19 protein-coding genes are annotated in these 22,259 nt (G+C 38.7%); 3 read left to right on the top strand and 16 right to left on the bottom strand.

The features are described from left to right. Window positions 1-7: 7 nt before the first annotated feature. The 12 genes from plsX to LG34_RS11090 all read right to left on the bottom strand — a co-directional run bounded on the left by plsX (window position 8) and on the right by LG34_RS11090 (window position 11,792). Window positions 8-1,018, bottom strand: a complete 1,011-nt coding sequence (gene plsX, locus LG34_RS11145) for a phosphate acyltransferase PlsX (RefSeq protein WP_109216113.1) — start codon at window positions 1,016-1,018, stop codon at window positions 8-10. 114 nt (window positions 1,019-1,132) lie between these two features. Beyond that, window positions 1,133-1,990 (bottom strand): patatin-like phospholipase family protein, encoded by an 858-nt coding sequence (locus tag LG34_RS11140; protein WP_109216128.1) that lies wholly within the window; start codon window positions 1,988-1,990, stop codon window positions 1,133-1,135. 510 nt (window positions 1,991-2,500) lie between these two features. After that, entirely contained in the window at window positions 2,501-3,013 is a 513-nt protein-coding gene (locus LG34_RS11135; RefSeq protein ID WP_109216112.1) for a hypothetical protein, read from the bottom strand. 110 nt (window positions 3,014-3,123) lie between these two features. Then, on the bottom strand, window positions 3,124-3,441 hold the full coding sequence (locus tag LG34_RS11130; protein ID WP_109216111.1) for a hypothetical protein: 318 nt from the start codon (window positions 3,439-3,441) through the stop codon (window positions 3,124-3,126). Between the two features lie 91 nt (window positions 3,442-3,532). Next, window positions 3,533-3,799 carry a helix-turn-helix domain-containing protein gene (locus tag LG34_RS11125; protein ID WP_109216110.1) on the bottom strand — a complete coding sequence of 89 codons (267 nt, stop codon included), beginning with the start codon at window positions 3,797-3,799 and terminating at the stop codon, window positions 3,533-3,535. 368 nt (window positions 3,800-4,167) lie between these two features. Next, window positions 4,168-7,344, bottom strand: a complete 3,177-nt coding sequence (locus LG34_RS11120) for a type I restriction endonuclease subunit R (RefSeq protein ID WP_109216109.1) — start codon at window positions 7,342-7,344, stop codon at window positions 4,168-4,170. Window positions 7,345-7,366: 22 nt separating this feature from the next. Beyond that, window positions 7,367-8,713: a hypothetical protein gene (locus tag LG34_RS11115; protein ID WP_109216108.1), complete on the bottom strand. Its 1,347-nt coding sequence runs from the start codon at window positions 8,711-8,713 to the stop codon at window positions 7,367-7,369. A 38-nt stretch (window positions 8,714-8,751) separates the two neighbouring features. Continuing rightward, on the bottom strand, window positions 8,752-9,930 hold the full coding sequence (locus tag LG34_RS11110) for a restriction endonuclease subunit S (protein WP_109216107.1): 1,179 nt from the start codon (window positions 9,928-9,930) through the stop codon (window positions 8,752-8,754). 13 nt (window positions 9,931-9,943) lie between these two features. Then, complete coding sequence (gene xerA, locus LG34_RS11105) at window positions 9,944-10,930, bottom strand: site-specific tyrosine recombinase/integron integrase (RefSeq protein WP_109216106.1); 987 nt, start codon at window positions 10,928-10,930, stop codon at window positions 9,944-9,946. Window positions 10,931-11,019: 89 nt separating this feature from the next. Continuing rightward, window positions 11,020-11,301 (bottom strand): DUF4160 domain-containing protein, encoded by a 282-nt coding sequence (locus LG34_RS11100; protein ID WP_109216105.1) that lies wholly within the window; start codon window positions 11,299-11,301, stop codon window positions 11,020-11,022. Then, window positions 11,294-11,524, bottom strand: coding sequence for a DUF7723 family protein (locus LG34_RS11095; protein ID WP_109216104.1), 231 nt, complete (start codon window positions 11,522-11,524; stop codon window positions 11,294-11,296). Before LG34_RS11095 ends, LG34_RS11100 begins: the two co-directional genes overlap by 8 nt. Next, window positions 11,511-11,792, bottom strand: a complete 282-nt coding sequence (locus LG34_RS11090; RefSeq protein WP_109216103.1) for a DUF7724 family protein — start codon at window positions 11,790-11,792, stop codon at window positions 11,511-11,513. The genes LG34_RS11095 and LG34_RS11090 overlap by 14 nt, the downstream gene beginning before the upstream one ends. A 79-nt stretch (window positions 11,793-11,871) precedes the next feature. Between LG34_RS11090 and LG34_RS11085 the strand changes: the two genes are divergently transcribed. Further along, window positions 11,872-12,411 carry a restriction endonuclease subunit S gene (locus LG34_RS11085; protein ID WP_109216102.1) on the top strand — a complete coding sequence of 180 codons (540 nt, stop codon included), beginning with the start codon at window positions 11,872-11,874 and terminating at the stop codon, window positions 12,409-12,411. On the opposite strand, the gene LG34_RS11080 is transcribed toward LG34_RS11085, so the two are convergent. The 4 genes from LG34_RS11080 to LG34_RS11065 form a co-directional block, all read right to left on the bottom strand. Then, a complete protein-coding gene (locus LG34_RS11080) occupies window positions 12,408-12,971 on the bottom strand; it encodes a restriction endonuclease subunit S (RefSeq protein WP_109216101.1) in 564 nt (187 codons plus the stop codon). The two genes, LG34_RS11085 and LG34_RS11080, sit on opposite strands and share 4 nt — an antisense overlap. Continuing rightward, the gene (locus tag LG34_RS11075) at window positions 12,961-14,463 is read right to left on the bottom strand and encodes a type I restriction-modification system subunit M (protein ID WP_109216100.1); all 1,503 of its coding nucleotides are present in this window, start codon (window positions 14,461-14,463) and stop codon (window positions 12,961-12,963) included. Before LG34_RS11075 ends, LG34_RS11080 begins: the two co-directional genes overlap by 11 nt. 304 nt (window positions 14,464-14,767) lie before the next feature. Then, on the bottom strand, window positions 14,768-14,947 hold the full coding sequence (rpmF, locus tag LG34_RS11070; protein ID WP_109216099.1) for a 50S ribosomal protein L32: 180 nt from the start codon (window positions 14,945-14,947) through the stop codon (window positions 14,768-14,770). Window positions 14,948-15,228: 281 nt separating this feature from the next. Beyond that, window positions 15,229-16,419, bottom strand: coding sequence for an acetate/propionate family kinase (locus LG34_RS11065; protein WP_109216098.1), 1,191 nt, complete (start codon window positions 16,417-16,419; stop codon window positions 15,229-15,231). Between the two features lie 358 nt (window positions 16,420-16,777). Here LG34_RS11065 and LG34_RS11060 point away from each other — a divergent pair, with 358 nt between their 5' ends. Both LG34_RS11060 and LG34_RS11055 read left to right on the top strand, forming a co-directional pair. Next, on the top strand, window positions 16,778-18,082 hold the full coding sequence (locus tag LG34_RS11060; protein WP_109216097.1) for a tRNA(Met) cytidine acetate ligase: 1,305 nt from the start codon (window positions 16,778-16,780) through the stop codon (window positions 18,080-18,082). A gap of 442 nt (window positions 18,083-18,524) precedes the next feature. Beyond that, a complete protein-coding gene (locus tag LG34_RS11055; RefSeq protein ID WP_109216096.1) occupies window positions 18,525-21,989 on the top strand; it encodes a pyruvate carboxylase in 3,465 nt (1,154 codons plus the stop codon). Window positions 21,990-22,259 lie beyond the last annotated feature (270 nt).

The raw sequence follows: 22,259 nt of genomic DNA, 5'->3' as shown, positions 1-22,259 counted from the left end.
CTCCCTGTTATTTTTCTACAATAATATGCTCTTTGATCTTACCATTAATATCCTGCTGTTTGAAAGTCACACACTGAAGAATGGAATTCTTCACATCAATCGCTTTCGCACTGCCGTGTGTTTTGATCACCAGACCGTTCAGTCCAAGCAGAGGGGCTCCACCGTACTGGGAAGCATCAAAGGACTTCAACGTCTGTTTTAATGCAGGTTTAATCAAAAGTGCTCCAATTTTAGACCGGAGAGATGACATCAGTCCTTCTTTTACCTTGGAAAGTAAGGTCGCTGCGACACCCTCGTACAATTTCAATACGATATTTCCCGCAAATGCCTCACAGACGATGACATCTGCGCCACCATGTGGAATCTCGCGCGCTTCAATACTTCCGATAAAATTAATACCAGGACATTCTTTCAGTAGCGGAAATGTCTCTTTCACCAGCTGATTGCCTTTTTCCTCTTCTGCTCCGATATTCAGGATTGCCACTCTCGGATTCTTAATTCCGACAATGTTTTCCATATAAATAGATCCAATCTGGGCGAACTGCACCAGATGTGACGGACGCGCATCCACATTCGCTCCACAGTCGATCAGAAGTGAAACTCCCTTTTCCGTCGGAACCAAAGGTGCCAATGGCGGACGCTCAATGCCTTTAATTCTTCCAACCAGCACCTGACCGCCAACCAAAGTAGCGCCTGTACTTCCTGCTGTCACAATGGCATCTGCTTCCTGATGCTTAATCATATTCATTCCGACTACCAGAGATGACTGTTTCTTCTTACGAATCGCATTTACCGGCGGCTCTGCCATCTCAATGACTTCCTCGGCATGTACGACTTCGATTTTTTCCTTATCATATGTGTATTTCTCAAGTTCTGCATTGACAGCATCCTGTCTGCCTACCAGAAATACTTTGATATCATTTTCTGCCTGAACTGCTTCCACGGCACCTTTTACGATTTCTCCCGGTGCGTTATCGCCGCCCATGGCATCCACTACTACGCGGACTGTTTCGCTCATACTTTTTCCTCCGTCTCTTGTCCATCCACTAAAAAATATACACTATGTCTATGTATAAATCAACCGATTTTTCTTATCCAGATGTAAAACTTTTTCCCGTTTTTTCAGTAAATATTACACTGTAAGAAAAGTTTTCAACTGAGCCTCGCCATCATGAAAATCCTTCATTCCAAGATCATATAATTGCTGCTCTACTTCCCGATCCATGGTGTATGTACTCATTTTCGGTGGGTTGCTCGGTGCAAAAATAAATGCCTTGCCTTCCTTCTCCAGATCAAACAGCTGCTTCTGGCATTTGCCATACATGATATGACGGTTATCCAGCGCTTTTACTGTATTCGGGAATTTACGGCACATTCTGCTGTATAAGAAACGCATACCCTCCGGTTTCTTTATAAATCCTCTTGGCTTTGATAAAATCGCAACAATCTTATCACAGCCATCATCCATGGCACGCTGCACAGGGATCGCATCCGTCACGCCTCCGTCATAATACCGTTTTCCATCAATCTCAATCGGTTTGCATGCCGCCGGCAATGCACAGGAAGCCATAATGCAGCGGTAATCATCCTGTTTCATTTTACTCTTTGGAAAATATACCGGTGTTCCTGTTGCCGCATCGGTCGCCACGATCCAGTATTCCGTAGGATTCGCACTCAATGCCGGAAAATCAATCGGATCCACACCGGTAGAATTCGTCATATCTCCGTAAATATGCTGCAAGCCGAACAAATTCCCAGTTTTGATAAAACTCTTTATGCCAAAATATCCCGGATCTTGGATCCAATCCGTATAATAACGAAGATTACGGCCACGCTGTCCTGCCAGGAAAGATGCCACGTTAGCAGATCCCGCTGACACCCCGATGGCATAGTCAAATGTAATATCTTCATCTATAAAAGCATCCAGAATGCCTGCACTGTAAGCGCATTTCATCCCACCGCCTTCTACAATTAATCCTATTTTGCTCATATGTTCTGTCACCTTTTCATTCTCTCATGCTTTATAAAATATCAATCATTTCATGTCTATCCTATTTTATCAAAGATAAAACAGATGTCAATGAACGATTTGCCGGAATTGTACATACTCTTCTATCTGGCGGTATTATCCGCTACAGGTCTGATTCCTATTACTACCAAAAAAATCGACTGTATATCCATTTCCAATATACAGTCGATTTTTCATATTTTCCTTATTTTCCAATTTTTGTCAAAATATTGTGTATGTAACCGAACCTCCACACAAGCAGTTTCCTGCAGGTTTTTTACAAGATTTTTTTGATTATTTTTTTCCTGTTCAAAAAAACTGAACTTTGAACCATAACTTTAAGAAATAACATATAACAAATAAATCATATCAATAAACAATAACCCATCTGCTTTTTCCGCGCTATGTATGTTCAATCTTGTACGGATAACTTTGATATTTTATCACTCTAAACATCTTACAGATTCATCAAAAGTGCAGGGAATTCTCTCATCAAAAATCCACTTCAAATTCTACAGTCTGATTATATTTATCAAGCGCCATCTGCATTAACAAAATCATATCAGATACACGCTCGTATTCCTGTTTGATCAGTGTCAAATCATAGTTGATATAACGATATTCTGCTATCGAATTTCTGACCCGGTAAGAATTATCAAGCCGCTCCTTCGGAAGTTGCTTACGCATCATATCGAGCACATTTTTACGTTTGTTTAACTGCGCCATCTTGACCAAAATTGTATCAATGCTCATTTCCTCATCGCCAACCGGTACTTTTGCCATAGCATTATTCAGATTGATTGCATGCTTGAGCACCGCTATCTTAGCATCGATATCTTCAATGGTCTGTGCCACTTCCAAATAGTCATATTCCGGGATCACCGGCTCTTCATTAATTGCCGCGATATAAGTACATGAAGTTGCTTCCTTATTTACCCAAAATGCCTTATCTTCTTCCAGACTCTTTAATTTTTTATTCGCATAGGCTGATGTCATCTTCTGCATAACAAATCCCCCTTCTCATTATCATTTTACTTCTGCTGTTGTATTTACTATAACACCCTGTCATTTATATTTCACTAAACTGCTAGTTTAAAGAGATATCATTTTTTATTCTATGCCAGCAACTCTTTCATTCCAAGCCGAAGTTTTTCATCAATATCATTGCAAAAATCCGCATAATCTGTATGACCGCATAAAAGCATTTTGTCCGGCAATTTTTCTAATGCTTTTTCAAATTTTTCGCAATCTTTCTTCCTGACTCTTCCAAAAATAACATGATATTTTTCTCCGTTCTTCACCATTTCCTGTGAAAACCGTACTGAAATCTGTTCCTGTATAAATAATGCATCTGCCAGATAGTCTTCATGTTCAATGTACGCATACAAAACCGAAAATGGTCTGAAATCCTTCAATTTCCAAAAATTCGTCATGAATGAATATGCCTCCCAATAATCCCATACTTTCTATATGTGCTGATCTGATTGTCAGTATAGCATCTGGACAATTTTTGTCACTAAACTGCTAGTTTATATAACAACCCCATAAACGAACAATATCCCCGTCAATGACGAGGATATCTTCTATACTTGTATTCAACAATCTACTTAAAATCACGAAATTGTCAATGCTTGGTAACGATCTTCCAGCCAGCCATTTGTACACAGCCTGTGGATTTTCAAATCCCATGGCTCCCTGAATGTCTTTGACCGTATAGCCATTCTGCTTCAGCAAACTCTTGATTCGATTGCCTGTTTCTTTTTGTTGAATTGATACATACATTGGTTGCATTTTTTGTACCTCCGCAATCTTCTCCATCCCAAAACACGTTGTCTTATTACTTTAGCACTTTTCTTTTAAAAAAGCCAGATTTTTTACCAACACAAAAGTGCTGAGCAAATTAATTATATATGCATCCAATAAAGAAAACATTCAACCAGTAGTTTAAATTCCCTGATATTCACTGGATCCAAATCCCAGAATCAGCCAGAACAACCATGGAAAAAAAATAATCCCAGCGTATATCCGATTCCATGACCAAATACTTTCGCCAACTTATAACTTGTGATAAGAGCTACAAGCGTAAATATGTTTGGAGAAAATAACATTTTCGTTCATCCTTGTCGTATTGCTTGTCAAATTGCTTCATCCATTACATATTATTCATTTTTCATATAATGATTTGGCTCAGCAGCTATATCAAAATGCTCTTCTGTCGGGTATTTGTAAATTACTTTTTTATGTTTCTCTCCAATGCCTGTCACCGGATTATCAGCATTATCCGTCCAAAGTTCACATTGACTAATTACTGTGCTGATTGCAAAATCATAATTTTCTGGCGGATAGTCATACTTTTTCAACAAACGCTTTACCATCTTACGCATGGTGGCTCGTGCCGTTTCTTTTTTTTGCCAATCAATTGTTCGATTTTTACGAAGCATTTCTGTCAGTTCCTTCGTCAATGCAATAAGCTGATCATTCTGATAAAAATCCTTAATATGTTCTGGTTTTGTAAGCGCATCGTAAAATGCCAATTCTTCCTGTGTCAATCCTAGCTTCTGACCATTTTTATAAAGATTTGTGATTTCTTCTGCCGTTTTAAGCAATTCCTTAATTACTTCTTCATTTGTGATCAAGCCATTATAGTATGAATTCATTAATTGCGTAATTTTTTCCGAAAACTTCTGTGACTGAACCACGTTCGTTCGCTTATACATAGAAACCTGTTCTGACATTAATTTTTTCAAAATTTCCACAGCAATATTTTTCTCTTTCATCCTGCTGATTTCATCCAACACTGCCGGATCAAATAGGCTGAATTTTTCACCCGTTTTGCTGCTATCAAATAAATTAATAACACCTTCACTTTGAACCGCTGATTTCAACAATTCATTGATCTGTGCATTAATTTCTTTCAATGACAAACTTTTGCCACCAGAACCACTATAAGTAATCTTCACAACAGTAGAACGAACCGCTTCCATATATGCAGCTTCATGCCGTTCCTGTTCCGTTGTCAAACTGGAACAAAGTGAATTTGCCTGTTTCAAAAGCATAGCTTCTTTCAGAAAAAGTTCCTTTCTGTGCGGTGCTCTTGCATCAAGGACAAAATTGACGCCTCCTGTAATCAGTTTTGCCATAACCAGTGGTGTGCCACCAAAAAATCCATTAAAATCAAATCCATGAAGCAAATCTTTACATACTTGCAATTTTTCCTGAAATTTCGGATAAGCCACCTTCGCAATATTCATATCGCCATACTTAGACTGATCCCGTTTCGTATATTCTTTCATTGCGGCTTTCAATGCTGACGCTATTCCAACATAATCAACAATTAGTCCGCCCTCTTTATTCTTAAACACACGATTTACTCTGGCAATGGCCTGCATTAGATTATATCCATGCATTGGTTTATAAATGTACATTGTAGCTAGTGATGGTACGTCAAATCCTGTCAGCCACATATCAACCACAATTGTTATTTTCATTGGATCATTATTGTCCTTAAACTTTCTCGCCAGCTCTTCTTTGTGTGCTTTGGTTCCTATAATTTCTTTCCAATCCTCCGGATCATTGTTGCCACCGGTCATTACCACACCTATCTTTTCTTTCCATGTTGGACGCATTTTCAAAATTTGTCGGTAAATCTTCATTGCAATAGATCTGGAATAAGCAACAATCATTGCTTTTCCTGTCAACAAATTTGCTCTATTTTTTTCATAATGCACCACAATATCTCCGCAAAGAGATTCTATTGTAGAATCTGCTCCGAGAACGCTTTCCATCTGACCAAGCATTTTTTTACTTTTTTCAATTGTTGCAGAATCCGACTGATGTTCCAACACATCATATGTGGAATCAATCAATGCCAATGTATTTTGATCCAATTTCAAATGAACCACACGACTTTCATAATATACCGGTCGTGTTGCCCCATCTTCAACCGCCTGCGTCATATCATAGATATCAATATAATCACCAAATACTTCCCTGGTATTCCTATCTTTGGAAGAAATCGGTGTCCCTGTGAATCCGATAAAAGTAGCATTTGGCAATGCATCATGTATTACTCTGGCATTTCCCACTACTGTCCGCGCTTCTTTTTCGCCAGCTTCATTCTCTGACATTACAATTCTCTCATCAAATCCATATTGACCACGATGTGCTTCATCTGCCATAACCACAATATTTCTACGTTGAGACAGTGGCTTTTCACCACGTTCGAACTTAAACATTGTTGTAAAAATAATACCATTCGCACTTCTGCCATCCAACAATGACTTCAGATGTTCTTTGCTTTCAGCCTGCACCGGTGTCTGCCTCAAAAAATCTGCGCACTGTGAAAACTGCGTATATAACTGGTCATCCAAATCAATACGATCCGTCATAACAACAATTGTCGGACTGTCCAATGCTTCCTGAAGCAAATGTGCATAAAATACCATAGATAGTGATTTTCCAGATCCCTGTGTATGCCAAAAAACTCCACCCTTACCATCCGTTTTTGTAGCTACTTTTGCTTTCTCTATTGCTTTCCGTACAGCAAAATACTGATGGTATCCCGCCAACACTTTAAAACGTCCAGAGCCACTACCGGAAAACAAAATAAAATTCTTCAAAATATCTAGCAAGCGTTCTTTCTGAAACATTCCTTCATAGAAGGTATCGAATTGCGCATACGCCGTATCTTCATGATTTCCATCTTTCATTTTCCATTCCATAAAGCGATCCAGACCAGAGGTAATCGTTCCAGCCTTATTGGTAGACAAATCACTGATTACACAGATTGCATTATAAATAAACATAGATGAAATATCCTGCATATAATTTCTAATCTGATTATATGCATTTTCAGCATCCACTTCATCTTTTGCCGGACTTTTTAATTCCATCAAAACAAGAGGCAATCCGTTAATAAAAAGTATAATATCTGGTCGCCGATTGTTTCCATTTTCCAAAAAGGTAAACTGATTTACCACATAAAAAGTATTCTTTTTTACGTTCTCATAATCTATCAATCGAACAATCGCTGCCTGTTCTTCTCCATTTACAAAAAACTTAACAGTAATTCCATTTTGAAGATAATCCATGAAAAGCATATTTTTTTGCAACAGACTTCCCATATCAAATGCTCGCAATTTTGCAATTGCTTCCTCAATTGCTTCCAACGGCAAGCCTCGATTAATGCACACCAAACAATCTCTCAGCGCAAAATCTAACAGCGGACTTGAATAGTCTCGCTCCAGATCAGGTGCATAGAGGTGTTCATATCCCATATTTTCAAACAACTCTATAATGGCTTGTTCGTATGTATCTTCTGTAAATATTGCTGACATTTCTTCTCCCCCCATTTATGGCTTATTTAGAACCTCTCTGAAAACTCCATTGCGCTAATTGTATTTGAAGCCAAACATGCCAATTATTTAAATAATAATCAAAATGCCATACTCCATCAAACACATCCTCCACAATTTTCAAATATATTCGGCTCCACTCCGAATTATTTGGTTTATATCTTTGTTCAATCCCCCTATAAAACATAATCATTTCATCATGCGTACAATTTTTATCTTTTATTTGGTCAACTATTTCAAATATTTCTTTCACTTTTTCATCACAGATTTCTGGTTCTCTATCTATAAACGAGAACTCCCATACCTGATCTGTTTCTAATTCTTCAGGATATAAATAATTATATATTTTCCCTATTTCATAGCTATAATTATCAACCTTATTCCAAATTGTGTTTTCAAAAGCATACATGTCCCATTCATCCGAATCACATTCCATAGCTTGTAAATGTTTATGTACCCGTTTAACATGTTCATACAATTCTTTCTTATAAAGAACTAACCAGCATTCTTTACTTGAATCATTAAAATGTGTCTCAATAATAGCTTCCCATTCTTTCACATGATACTCATTCGCCTTACCATATCGAACATTATTTTCATTAGCTAAATTCATTAAATAGCATTTGTAATCATCACATTCTTCTGGTGTTTTTATATGCAACACTTTTAATTTGTCTATTCGTTCTTGATCATACTTATCTATTAATTGAATAATCATTTCTATGCTCTTATATCTCATTTGAATATATTTGAATACTTGTTCAATATAAATAGGTACTTCTTTAAAAATACACTGATCATTTCTATACACAACAGCATAAAAATCTGCCGCGTCATCCCCATATTTTAGTCTAGACAAAGAATCATTTCCACTCCTTATATATGGGCACCATTCTGGTTCATTACCCTGATACATTGGATAACCAGTTGTTTCTATTGGGTGCACAGAACAGAGTGATCTCAAATATTTAAAATATTTTTCATCATTTCCTTTTTCATTTTTTCCTAGTTGGTCAAAAATACAATTCGTATTCTTTTCATTCCATGAGTCATTATATATTTTTCCTAACATATCAATGCAATCAATTAAAGTTTGTCCATAGTTAAGCACATCGAGCAATGCAAATTCACCCTCAACACTTTTGTTATCGACATTTAAAGAATTGCAATGTTCAACTAATGAATCTATTCTATCCATTATCGTGCAAATACAATTATATGCATCTGACTCTACTTTTTTATTTTTCCCTGGAATTTTAAATCTTCCTCTTTTAGTATATGAATGATTTCCAGACGAAACTATTTTTTCTCTTAATCTTTTACTTAATGAAATATCTAAATTAATTAACATTATACCTTCTTAATGACTATAAACAAGAATTTAGCGGCTTAAAGGTCAAGGTCGGAGACATCCAGTTCTCCAGACATAAGTTTCGGAAGTAGCGTGTCACGTAGATTTGACAATCGTCTGTTCTCTTGCACAAGTAATGCTATTTCAGAAACTATTGGTCGAACTACCAAGTTGTAAGCAGCCAATTCATCAGGAGATGGAACAACTATTGGTAATTTCCGTAATTCACCTAAACTTATATACTTTTGTGTGCTACCTGCGAGACATTTTTCTATATGTTGTGTTGTCGATTTGCTTTTTAAGTAGTACAAAATATATAAGTCAAGAGAAGGATGTTGTGATGTTTTGAATAGACCCACATTTTTTATTGCAAATTCTACGGGGGAATCAATAACATAAGAAATTAATCCTACAGTTCCAATCATGCTTATCAAAATATCGCCAGTATTGACTTTGCTTCTTTCGTTAACTTTGTCATAGTCGGCTTTTGAAATAATATTTGCTGACAATGTATCTACCCCGAATGGAAGCAGGTGCTTAGAGGTGACTAATGGATATCCATGCTCCGTTGCTTTAGGTGAATCATGTGTTCCGTCTCTTATGTCAATCATCTCAGATAATAAAATGCATGATTGACCAGAAAGAGAATCATAAAAATTGTCAAAAAGCATTTGAGCTTGCTGCTCTAAATTCTTGTTTATTTCTTTGTTGCCTTTGATTTTTCTATCAATTGTTTTTAATATTGATGATATTCGTTGCTGTTCGTCATATGATGGCATAGCAAACGAATACTCTCTCATTTGTTTCAATGAAATATTCTTGATTGTTGTTCCTGTCGCATTGCTTTCAAGATATTGTCTGAATGCGGGAGACGAAACAACATAATATATAAAACCCTTATCTACAGAGTTCTTAACATTAAAATAGCAAGCACTTTTGCCCAAAATAATTTTCTCAGAATTATAAGTTCCTACATTTCCCAAAGTACCATTTATGGAAACGAGTATGGTTCTATTACTTAATGATTTCTTGTATTTTTCATATTGGCTTTCATCGACCTTTTTTGTATCCTTTTTTATTAAAATTTCACCATCTACAAGATTATTGCCATTTACAAATGCGTACTCTCCATTTTCAGAATATATAGGTGTACCGTGTAAACCATCTCCTAAAATATCAGTACAAGCTTCCAATGTTGTGATAGTCCATTCAGCCATATTGTTATCCTCTCTATCCGATATATTTTCGATGAGCAATTTTTACATTGCTTTGTTTTACCATTGCGTACTGCAAGGTCGTATCTATCTTTCTATGTCCTAAGAGCTGTTGCAGTTGCTCAATGGGCATTCCTTTATCTATTGCCATAGTTGCAAGGGTACGCCTGAACTTGTGCGGGTGTACCTTGTTCAGTCCTAATTGTTTTCCAAATTCTCTGAGTCTTGTTTCTATGCCGCCGATTTTGAGCCTTTCATGCGGAGCTTTCAACGATACAAAAAGTGCCGGGTTATCATCTGTTCTGCTGTTCAAGTAATTCTGCAAATGTATCTTTGTTCTAGCATCAAAATAAACAACACGTGCCTTATCACCTTTACCAAAAACCACACATTCGCGCTCATTGAAATTGATATCTGCCTTATTCAGTAATACCATTTCTCCGATACGCATTCCTGTTGATGCTAACATATCAATAATTGCTAAGTCTCGTGAATTTGTACAATGATCACGCATCTTCTCTAATTCTTCATCAGTGTAAGTTTCTTTAATATTTGTTGCTGTCTTCACCTTGTGAATACGACGAACAGGACTCTTCAAAATATAATCCTCATCTTCTAACCATGAAAAGAAACTTGACAGAATCCTTCGGATATTATCTATTGTTACACGACTTGATCGCTTTTTAATTTGATATTCTGTCAGATACGAACGTAAATCTTCCGTTTGAATATGACAGACATTCTTATCTATCGAAGTCAGCATCACATCTATCGTAGCACGGTAATATTTCAATGTTTTTTCTGAACATCCTTCTATACGTTTTGACGCTATAAACATCTCAACATACTTTATGTTTTCATTTGTTTTTTCCACATTTCCTTGCTCAGTTATTTCACAATCAAGCAATGTAGCTTCTAACACTTTCTGTAATTGCTTCAACTGAACATTATCAAGATGTGGTAACATTTTCTGTATTACGTCAGTAATAATCTGTTGTTTCATGAGTTGTTCTCCTTCAATTATATTCCAGAGAACAACTCAACGGCAGTTCTGTTGGTTATCTCTCCCGCCGTTGCTGGAAGATCATTATCTTAATTGCCTTCATAAAAGCCATTTTTACTATATTCTGCCCATTTCATATACATTTCTTTATAATGAATTTTAATATATTCCTGTATTTTTCGTATTTCTCTATCACTTAAAATTCCACGTTTTTGTAAAACTGTACTTCCATCCTCTTTAACAAAAAATTTTCCAGATCCTTCTTCTGTTAATTTGCGATCACTTGCATGCACATGCATACATTCAACCGTGCAAAAAGAGGTAAAGTACAAATAATATCCACATATTTTATCTTGATAGTATTTAGGCATCTTCATCCTCCATAAACTTTCGATCACTGCTCCAATAATCTAAAACAATACGAATTTCAATATCATCCATAGTTGTTTCCAGTACTTCTCCAGCTTCAGATATTACCAATGCCTTATCCAGATTATTCAAATTTAATATTTTAATTTGATTATTCTCTCTTGTAAATGCATAACCATTCACAATCATATCTGCTTGATCTGCGATTTCTCTAATTTTGTCCATAAGCTAACCTCACTTCCTTAATTGGTTTCAGAAAATGCGAAGCATCAATATATAAATTATTTAAAATTGGAATTAAATCAATATATTCCTCCTCCGCCTCTTTATTGTGTTGATATTTCGCCATTACTACCAGATATCCATTATCCCATTCCTTCACAGACGTAAAACGTTCTAACGAATACGGACCTCGAAATCGAATAACTTTCTCGCCGTATTGAAATTTTATCATATCCTTATCATTACTAAGATAAGCTCTATCAGTATCCATTACAACACCTCCCGTATTATTTTATTTCACAGATATAAACAAGAATTTAGAGCAGCAAGCTCAGGCAATTTTTCTGAAAATGTTTCCAGATATATTTTCAGCCTCGGCATCCTCTTCTTTCCAAAATTTAATCGAGTTTTCAAATGGAAAGAAGCGGCCTGAAACAATCGGGAATATCCCCGTGTATGGTGGTAATGGAGTCTTAGCATATACCAATCAATCAAATGCAGAGAATTGCGTCATTATCGGCAGAGTTGGAGCATACTGCGGAAATACTTTTCTTTGTCCTGAAAAGTGTTGGACAAGTGATAATGCAATACAGGCTAAAAGTAAGAATGAAGATTCCCCATTGTTTATTTATTATTTGTTAAGGAATGCTTCACTGCCTTCACGACACATTGGTACAGGTCAGCCACTGATGACACAGGCAATATTAAATGCTATTCCTGTCAATGAACCATCAACTCAGGAAATTAGGTCTTTTATAAATATATGCACGCCTTTGCATGAAACAATTTTTGCTAATGAAAAGCAAAATATATCATTAGCCCTTTTACGTGATACTCTTTTGCCAAAGTTGATGTCCGGTGAGCTTGATGTTTCGGACATTGATCTTTAAGCCACTAAATTCTTGTTTATTTTGTTATTAAGTTCCATTTTATAGCTAAACTGAAAATACAAATCACCTATCAATTTCTGTATTTCTTTACTCGGAACAGGTATTTGCAATTGATTCAAAAACTGTTTTTTAAAATGTGGAATCACATCACCAACATTCATATTATATATTTGTTTTTGTATTTTTCTGCTTCTTAACACTGCAAATAAATACTTATTATAGATTTTTTCTTCATCCACGCGAAGTGCAATCATATCCTGAGCAATACAAAAATCTACTGGATCTGGAACCATACACACCCGTCCTGGAGTTCCTTTGTTTACAAACAATATATCTCCCGGATGAGGATGAGCTCTAAACCAATGTTCATATGTTTCTAGCGAAAGATAACGAACCTTATTATATACTGGATACAATGTATTATTCGTAACGCAATTTGTAGCAATCAACTTCCATCCCCTTGTTGAAGTAGGTACAGTTTTTCCACGGTTATCCACAATAAAAGATAATAATTCTGTTAATGCGACTTTCGGGCAGTCTACCCATATATTAAATTTCATACCCAATTGCCCCCAGCTTCTTTCGTATCTCATCCTCCAATTCATGGCTTTTCGCAAATAATTCTGAAAGTTCCGTTGTCAATCGAGCCATCTTCTCTTCGAAGGGTTCTCCATCATCCTCCTGCTCCTCAATTCCGACATATCGACCAGGTGTCAATATGTAATCCTGCTTCTCAATTTCTTCCGTATCTACTGCTGCACAAAATCCTTTGACATCTTCCAGCGTACCATCCACAAATTCCTGATAAGTATCCGCAATCTTTTTGATATCCTCGTCCGTAAGTTCACGTAGTTTACGGCTCACCATCGTTCCCATTTTTCGCGCATCAATGAATAATGTCTTTCCTGTCTGCTTTTTCTGCTTATTCAAAAACCACAATGACACTGGAATCTGTGTGGTATAAAACAGCTGTGTCGGCATTGCCACAATACACTCTACTAAATCAGCATTGATAATATTTTTACGAATCTCACCTTCACCACCAGATTGTGAAGAAAGTGAACCATTTGCAAGTACCATACCAATTCTTCCTGCTGGTGCAAGATGATAGATCATATGTTGTAACCATGCAAAGTTGGCATTTCCAGCTGGTGGCATACCATACTGCCAACGAACATCTTCTTTTAATTTATCAGCACCCCAATCAGACAGGTTAAATGGCGGATTCGCCATAATATAATCTGCACGCAAAGTTGGATGACGATCATCTAAAAATGTATCTGCTGCATAACTACCTAAATCTGGTTCAATTCCGCGAATTGCCAAATTCATCTGTGCCATTTTCCATGTTGTAGGGTTGGAATCCTGACCATAAATTGAAATATTACTAATATTTCCGCTATGATTCTCTACAAACCGCGCTGACTGTACAAACATACCGCCGGAGCCACAACAAGGATCATATACTCTTCCTTTGAACGGCTTTAACACTTCTACTAATGTACGAACCACACAGGATGGTGTAAAGAACTCGCCGCCACGCTTTCCTTCCTGTTCTGCAAACATAGATAAGCAATATTCATAGGTTCGTCCTAAAATATCCTTTTCACTTCCATGCTCAACCATTTGAATATTGGTAAATAAATCTACCACATCCCCCAAACGACGTTTATCTAACTCTGGACGGGCAAAATTTTTCGGAAGGATATCTTTCAGTCTTTTATTTTCCTTTTCAATCGCACGCATAGCATCATCAATAATTGTACCGATTTCAGGTGTATGTGCATTTGCTGCAATTTCACTCCAACGAGCTCCCGCTGGCACAAAAAAGATTCCTTCTGATGTATACTCATCAATATCTTCCTCGAATCCATCGCCTTCTTCAATTAATGCCTGATATTTTTCATCAAACCGATCTGAAATATATTTTAAGAAGATAAGGCCCAATACCACATTTTTATATTCAGATGCATCCATATTTCCACGCAACACACAAGCCGCATCCCATATTTGTTTTTCAAATCCAATATCTGCTGTATTTTTACCAGCCATTTGTTTTCCTCTAACTTTCATCTTTATTTTTCATCAATACATATATTGTTTACTAATCAATTTTAACAATATTTATTTTTTCATCTTTTGTTACAAATCAGTTAGCTTATCTATATATTATACAGCTTGTTCAACTTTCCCGCCACTATAATCAAACTATTTTTCTTCGCATTTACACAAAAGTATCCGCATTTGCAAGTTTTCTAACATACTTATATAAATCTAGTTAAAAAGGAGTTTCCCCACGCAAAAAAAGGAGTTGAGAATTCTCTCAACTCCTTCATTTCATTGCATATTCTGCTGATTAGTCAACTGCGATGATCTCTTTTTTATTGTAAGAACCACAGGATTTGCATACTCTGTGTGGAACCATAAGTTCGCCACATTTGCTGCATTTTACTAAAGTCGGAGCAGACATTTTCCAGTTTGCTCTTCTTCTATCTCTTCTACCTTTGGAAGATTTATTTTTTGGACAAATAGACATTTCGTTACACCTCCAATTTATCTGAATCTAAGTGAATTGTTCTGAATCACACTCAGTTGATTATACACAGAACATCATCCTTTGTCAACAGATTTTTTGTATTTTGTGTAATAATTTTGCAGTTCACACGCGCCATTCGCAAAACGCCCTTCGGGCTTCTCCGTAGCTACTCTCCTATTTTTGCTCATAAAAAGGCGCTCCCTTCATCACTATGTATTCAGGTAATTTCTCATGCAAGCATGATCATTACCAGAATTCATGTGATGAGTGAACTGGAGCAATTATTTTACTAATGCTACTGTCTCTCTTGCGATTGCAAGCTCTTCGTTTGTCGGGATAACACAAACTGTAACTTTGGAATCCGGAGTAGAGATTACGATGTCATCGCCTCTCTTGCCGTTTGCTTCCTCATCTACAGTAATTCCAAGGTATCCAAGGTATGCTAATACTTTAGAACGAACCAGCGGAGCGTTCTCGCCGATACCTGCTGTAAATGCGATCACATCTACACCGTTCATTGCTGCTACATAAGAACCAATGTATTTTGCTACACGGTAGCTGAATACTTCGATGGCTGCTGCTGCACGCTCGTTGCCTGCTTCCATACCTTCCTCAAGGTCACGGAAATCACTGGAAAGTCCGGAAATACCCTGTACACCGGATTTTTTATTTAATACGTTCATAACGCCTGCGATATCAAGGTTCTCTTTTTTAGCGATGAACTCCATGATAGCCGGATCGATATCACCGGAACGTGTTCCCATTACAAGACCTTCCAATGGTGTAAGGCCCATGGATGTATCTACGCATTTGCCATTTAATACAGCACTGATGGAAGCACCATTTCCAAGGTGGGCAACGATGATCTTGGAATTGTTGATGTCTTTGCCAAGGAACTCAGCAACGTGTTTGGATACGAAGCTGTGGCTTGTTCCGTGGAAGCCGTATCTTCTTACTTTATATTTCTCATAGTACTCATATGGAAGTCCATAGAGATATGCTTTCTCTGGCATTGTCTGATGGAAAGCGGTATCAAATACACCTACCATCGGTACGCCTGGCATCAGATCCTGGCAAGCACGAATACCGATTAAGTTTGCCGGGTTGTGAAGCGGTGCAAGATCGTTACACTCTTCTACTGCTGCAAGCATCTCTGGTGTGATAACTGCTGAAGAAGCGAATTTCTCACCACCGTGTACGATACGATGTCCCACTGCATTTACTTCTGCAAGGCTTGCGATTGCACCTGTTTTCTCATTTACAAGCGCGTCAAGTACAAGCTGGATAGCCTCTTTATGTGTAGGCATTGGAGCCTCTGTAATCTCTTTGTCAAGACCTGCTTTCTGATATGTAAGTCTTCCGTCAATACCAATTCTCTCGCAAAGACCTTTTGCAAGTACTGCCTCTGTATCAGAGTTGATCAGCTGATATTTCAGTGATGAACTACCACAGTTAATTACTAATACGTTCATTATTTATGTTCTCCCTTCATTTTCACTTTGACTTTCCGTCAAAATACCTGTCTTTTCTATTATATCTCAAATTTTCTGTTTCGCAAGAGGTTACCAACTGGTTTTTTGTAAGTTTTTTCTATTGCATTTGTTTTCATACATAATATTATCTGTTACACTTCACTCATCAAGGGGGTTTTACGAATGGCTCGTGTGAACTTAACATACGTTTTCTTGCAAATTTTCCTCACAATTTTATTTGTTTTTCTGTATGATTCATGCTATGCTTTTTCTTATCCAAAAGTACTGTGGCGCGCTCTGGTAATACTTACATTGCCCACAATACAAATTTTTTCAAAACTCAGGAGTATCAGATACTATGAACGTCACCGGAATCATTGCAGAATACAATCCGTTCCATAACGGACACGCATTTCATATAGAAGAAACACGAAAAAATACAGATGCCGATTACTGCATTGCCGTCATAAGCGGAGACTTTGTCCAGCGTGGTGCCCCTGCCCTGTTAAACAAATACGATCGTGCAAAAATGGCTCTGGAAAATGGAATCGACTTGATCATTGAATTGCCGGTAATCACCGCCACTTCCAGTGCGGAAAATTTTGCACAGGGTGGTGTCTGCCTGTTGAACGCGCTTGGTGTCGTGTCTCAGATCAGTTTTGGCGCAGAAGCAAACACAGCTTCTGATGTCGATCTGCTTGGCAGATTAGCTGACTTTTTTGCATTTGAGCCACCTATATTTCAGGAATATCTGGATCAGGCCTTAAAATCCGGTTGTAGTTTTCCGGCAGCCCGGGCAAAAGCTGCACTCACCTGTCTGCAGCAGGCCAAGCATCATTCAATGGACAGCCAAACGCTTGCTCAGTTTGAACAGTTGCTTGCCTCACCAAATAATATTCTTGCCATTGAATATATGAAAGCAATCCGTCGGCATAACTGCAAACTGACACCATCTGTCGTTACCCGAACCGGTGCAGGCTATCATGATGCGGATACGGATACGGCGCTTGCCAGTGCTTCTGCCCTGCGTAAATTTATTTTTCAGGATACCTCTGACCAGAAAAACAATTTTGATACGTTGAATCAAATGCTGACACGCACGGTTCCTGATTCCGTTCGCGAACTGCTGCTGACTGCATATGAAAGCCATGCATTTTTACAGGAAGATGATTTTTCTGACTTGTTATATTATGAACTTCAGCGACAACTTCTGCATCCGACTGCATCTGACGCCGATACCACACGTTCTGATCTGACACAGCGCATTGCAAATAAACTGGAATCATTTACCTGCTGGTCTGAATTTGTGTCCGATTTAAAGACCAAAAACCAGACCTACACAGCCATCAGCCGCTATTTGCTGCACGCCTTACTTGGCATTGATGGTGAACTTCTGAATGCTGCCAAAACTTACTATTATGCGCCGTATGCCCGCATCCTTGGTTTCCGAAAAGATGCTTCACCTTTACTGAAGGAATTGCAGGCACACAGTCAGATTCCGCTTCTGCGCAAAATTGTAAAAGAACGCCAGAACTTAACGCCAGAACAGCAGAAACTTCTGGATCTCGATGTTTATGCAGCTAATTTATACAACCGGATTCTTTTTAAAAAATCCGGTATCCAACGAAAAAACGAATACCGCGAACCTTTAATTATTTTATAATTTCTATACTAAATGCGCTGTGATTCTGAACATTTACCCCAATTCACATTTGTCAGAGTCACACGCATATTTTCATTTTCATTTACATTCACTGTAAATTTTACATCGTATCCTCCAAAAGCAACGAATTCTTCTCTTGTTTTTCAACAAATCTTTTGCATTTTCATCATCGTTTCATGCATTTTCTATGGCATCATCACGTTACTATCATGCAGTAAATCTTGCATAGTATACATTTTTTACTTTATTTTTGAATTATCCAGCATTATTTCCTGCATTTTTCCTTGTTATTTATTTAACATTATCATTTTTTCATACTTTTTTGAATTTTTTCACTTTTTCTCTTGCATTTTTCTTTCAACTTCCATATACTTTTAAACATGGTGTCGTTCTAAGACACTAAGGGGAAAATTATTTCAATTGATAAAAAGGAGTATGACACATGAACAATCAGGTACAGATCAGAAAGTTCAAAAAAGTTCTGGTAGCAAATCGTGGTGAAATCGCCATTCGTGTATTCCGAGCCTTGAACGAGCTGGAAATTACAACCGTCAGCATTTATTCCAAGGAAGACCGTTATGCACTCTTCCGTTCCAAAGCAGATGAATCCTATCCGCTGAATCCGGAAAAAGGACCGATCGACGCATATCTTGACATTGATACTATCATCAAGATTGCTCTGGCAGCAAACGTTGACGCTATCCATCCGGGATACGGATTTTTATCAGAGAATCCGGATTTTGTAGATGCCTGTGAAAGAAACGGCATTGTATTTATCGGACCTTCCAGTCAGATCATGAATGCAATGGGTGACAAAATTTCTTCCAAGAAAATGGCAATCGATGCCCAGGTACCGATTATTCCTGGTGTTGACTACGCAATTAAAGATATTGATACAGCAACAAAAATCGCAGCAGAGGTTGGTTTTCCAATCATGCTGAAAGCTTCCAACGGCGGTGGCGGACGTGGTATGCGTATCGTAAACGCGATGGAAGATCTGGAAAAAGAATTTAACGAAGCAAAAAATGAGTCTAAAAAAGCGTTTGGTGATGACAAGATCTTCATTGAGAAATATCTGCGCGCGCCAAAACATATCGAAGTTCAAATTTTAGGCGATAATTACGGAAACGTTGTTCACCTTTTTGACCGTGACTGTTCCGTACAGAGACGTCATCAGAAAGTCGTTGAGTATGCACCGGCATTTTCCATTCCGGAAGAAACCCGTAAAACAATTTTTGACTCTGCCATCCGCCTCTCCAAAGCAGTTGGCTACCGCAACGCCGGTACACTGGAATTTCTGGTTGATGCAGACAACCATCCATATTTTATCGAAATGAACCCACGTATTCAGGTAGAGCATACCGTCAGCGAAGAAATTACAAATATCGATCTGGTACAGTCCCAGATTCTGGTAGCGGAAGGATATCCGCTGGATTCCGATGAAATCAACATCAAATCTCAGGACGACATCCACTGCATCGGTTATTCCATCCAGACCCGTGTTACCACCGAAGATCCGGCAAACAACTTCATGCCTGATACCGGTGAGATCACTGTTTACCGTTCCGGTTCCGGAAAAGGTATCCGTCTGGACGGCGGTAATGCTTACACCGGCGCTGTCATCTCTCCTTATTACGACAGCCTTCTGGTAAAAGCAATTTCCATCGACCGTACCTTTGAAGGTGCTGTACGCAAATCCATCCGTGCATTACAGGAAATGCGTATCCGTGGTGTTAAAACAAATATCCCGTTCCTGATCAATGTACTGCATCATCCGACTTTCATTGCCGGAAAATGTTATACCACTTTCATTGAGGAGACACCGGAGCTGTTCCAGCTCACACAGAGTCAGGATCGTGCGACCAAGATCATTGAGTTTATCGGCGACCGTATCGTTAACTCCCAGAAAGGTGAAAAACCGCACTATGAGAACCGTGTGCTTCCGAAACTGGATCAGTCAAAACCGGTATATGGTGCCCGTGATGAGTTCCTGAAACTTGGTGCAGAAGGTTTCATGCAGAAAATTCTGAAAGAAGATAAATTATACGTTACAGATACTACCATGCGTGACGCTCAGCAGTCTCTGATGGCAACCCGTATGAGAAGTAAAGATTTGTGCGGTGCTGCTTACGCTACAAACGCATACATGCAGAATGCATTTTCTGTTGAGGCATGGGGTGGTGCTACTTACGATACCGCTTACCGTTTCTTGAAAGAATCTCCGTGGAAACGTCTGGAACTTTTAAGAGAACGTATGCCAAACACACTGATCCAGATGCTGCTGCGTGCTTCTAACGCCGTCGGATACAGCAACTATCCGGACAATGTGGTTCAGGAGTTTATCAAAATTTCTGCTGCTCATGGTATTGATGTGTTCCGTATTTTCGACAGTTTAAACTGGGTGGAAAATATGAAAATGCCGATTGAGGAAGCTTTAAAAACCGGCAAAATCGTAGAAGGAACCATCTGCTACACCGGCGATATCACAAGCCCGACAGAGACAAAATATACACTGGATTATTATGTAAAAATGGCTCTGGAACTGGAGTCCTTAGGATGCCATTCCATTGCAATCAAAGATATGGCCGCACTGTTAAAACCGCGTGCCGCAAAAGAACTGGTAACTGCTCTGAAACAGGAACTTCATGTACCGCTCCATTTACATACACACGATTCTACCGGAAACGGTGTCAGCACGGTTCTGATGGCCGCAGAAGCTGGTGTGGATATCGTGGATCTGGCCATTGAGTCTATGTCTTCCATGACAAGTCAGCCTTCTATGAATGCTGTCGTAGAAGCTCTGCGCGGAAGCAAACGTGATACCGGTCTTGATTTTGAAGAACTGGATGAGCTCAGCCGTTACTACGGACGCATCCGTAAAGTTTACGAGCAGTTTGAGAGTGATATGAAAGCTCCGAATGCTGAGATTTACAAATATGAGATTCCTGGTGGACAGTACTCCAACCTGTTAGCTCAGGTTACAAGCATGGGTTCTGCAGATGAATTTGAGTCCATCAAAGCATTATACAAAGATGCCAACGATCTGCTTGGAAATATCGTAAAAGTTACTCCGACTTCCAAAGCGGTCGGCGATCTGGCCATCTTTATGTTTAAAAACGGTCTGACAAAAGAGAATATCCTGACGGCTGGTGCCGGACTCTCCTATCCGGATTCTGTCGTATCCTACTTCCAGGGTATGATGGGACAGCCTTATGGCGGATTCCCGAAAGAGCTTCAGAAGATCGTTCTGAAAGACATTGAACCGCTGACAGACCGCCCGGGTAAATCTCTCCCACCGGTTGATTTTGATGCAATCAAGAAGCATCTGATTGAGAAATACAATTATGGTGATAAATCCGAAGAAGTTATGAACCAGAAAGCCATCAGTTATGCGCTGTATCCGAAGGTTTACGAAGACTACTGTGAGCATTTCCAGATGTACAATGATGTAACCCGTCTGGAGAGCCACGTTTACTTCTACGGATTACGCAAAGGTGAGGAAACTTACCTGAATATCGGTGAGGGAAAACAGCTTCTGATCAAATATCTGGAGGAAGGCGAACCGGATGAAAATGGTATCCGTACTCTGACGTTCCAGGTAAATGGTATGCTTCGTACTGTCAAGATTCAGGATAAGAACCTTGAAATCAAAGCGGACCGCAAGCTGAAAGCAGACAAGACAAATCCACAGCACCTTGGTTCTTCTATCCCGGGTACAGTTGGAAAAGTGCTTGTAAAAGAAGGCGATGCGGTAACAGAGAATATGCCGCTGCTTACTGTAGAGGCTATGAAGATGGAGACAACGGTTGTGTCCAAGATTACTGGTACGGTCGACAAAATTTATGTACAGCAGGGTGATACGGTATCACAGGATGATCTGTTGATTTCCTTTCATATTGCGAAATAAAGTATGACGTCCGAAAACGGATTAATATAAGAAAACTACACAACAGACACGGGTGCTTTTCTATCTCAACTGCGCCGCTTATTTCCGACTTTCTCCGCGAACTCATACGCAAAACCGGCGTATTCAGACACACTGCGAAAGTCGGGCTAGGCGCAGCTGAGCTTACGAAAATTCACCCTACCGTCTTGTTGTGTAGTTTTCTTTTAACTCCCGTTTTCTACGCTTTCAAGTCGAACGCACGTGAGACTTGGTGCGTGATTCTGGTCAGCG

The organism is Eubacterium ramulus, from assembly GCF_003122485.1.
Taxonomy (GTDB): Bacteria; Bacillota; Clostridia; order Lachnospirales; family Lachnospiraceae; genus Eubacterium_I; species Eubacterium_I ramulus_A.
This window is presented reverse-complemented; position numbering and strand designations above follow the sequence as displayed.

Coding starts and splice junctions, on each gene's coding strand:
- LG34_RS11085 (WP_109216102.1), top strand. CDS start 11,872: ATGTTTCCAGATATATTTTCAGCCTCGGCATCCTCTTCTTTCCAAAAT.
- LG34_RS11130 (WP_109216111.1), bottom strand. CDS start 3,441: ATGACGAATTTTTGGAAATTGAAGGATTTCAGACCATTTTCGGTTTTG.
- LG34_RS11060 (WP_109216097.1), top strand. CDS start 16,778: ATGAACGTCACCGGAATCATTGCAGAATACAATCCGTTCCATAACGGA.
- LG34_RS11095 (WP_109216104.1), bottom strand. CDS start 11,524: ATGGACAAAATTAGAGAAATCGCAGATCAAGCAGATATGATTGTGAAT.
- LG34_RS11075 (WP_109216100.1), bottom strand. CDS start 14,463: ATGGCTGGTAAAAATACAGCAGATATTGGATTTGAAAAACAAATATGG.
- LG34_RS11055 (WP_109216096.1), top strand. CDS start 18,525: ATGAACAATCAGGTACAGATCAGAAAGTTCAAAAAAGTTCTGGTAGCA.
- LG34_RS11110 (WP_109216107.1), bottom strand. CDS start 9,930: ATGGCTGAATGGACTATCACAACATTGGAAGCTTGTACTGATATTTTA.
- LG34_RS11090 (WP_109216103.1), bottom strand. CDS start 11,792: ATGGATACTGATAGAGCTTATCTTAGTAATGATAAGGATATGATAAAA.
- LG34_RS11135 (WP_109216112.1), bottom strand. CDS start 3,013: ATGCAGAAGATGACATCAGCCTATGCGAATAAAAAATTAAAGAGTCTG.
- plsX (WP_109216113.1), bottom strand. CDS start 1,018: ATGAGCGAAACAGTCCGCGTAGTAGTGGATGCCATGGGCGGCGATAAC.
- LG34_RS11115 (WP_109216108.1), bottom strand. CDS start 8,713: ATGTTAATTAATTTAGATATTTCATTAAGTAAAAGATTAAGAGAAAAA.
- LG34_RS11100 (WP_109216105.1), bottom strand. CDS start 11,301: ATGCCTAAATACTATCAAGATAAAATATGTGGATATTATTTGTACTTT.
- LG34_RS11125 (WP_109216110.1), bottom strand. CDS start 3,799: ATGCAACCAATGTATGTATCAATTCAACAAAAAGAAACAGGCAATCGA.
- LG34_RS11140 (WP_109216128.1), bottom strand. CDS start 1,990: ATGAGCAAAATAGGATTAATTGTAGAAGGCGGTGGGATGAAATGCGCT.
- LG34_RS11120 (WP_109216109.1), bottom strand. CDS start 7,344: ATGTCAGCAATATTTACAGAAGATACATACGAACAAGCCATTATAGAG.
- xerA (WP_109216106.1), bottom strand. CDS start 10,930: ATGAAACAACAGATTATTACTGACGTAATACAGAAAATGTTACCACAT.
- rpmF (WP_109216099.1), bottom strand. CDS start 14,947: ATGTCTATTTGTCCAAAAAATAAATCTTCCAAAGGTAGAAGAGATAGA.
- LG34_RS11065 (WP_109216098.1), bottom strand. CDS start 16,419: ATGAACGTATTAGTAATTAACTGTGGTAGTTCATCACTGAAATATCAG.
- LG34_RS11080 (WP_109216101.1), bottom strand. CDS start 12,971: ATGAAATTTAATATATGGGTAGACTGCCCGAAAGTCGCATTAACAGAA.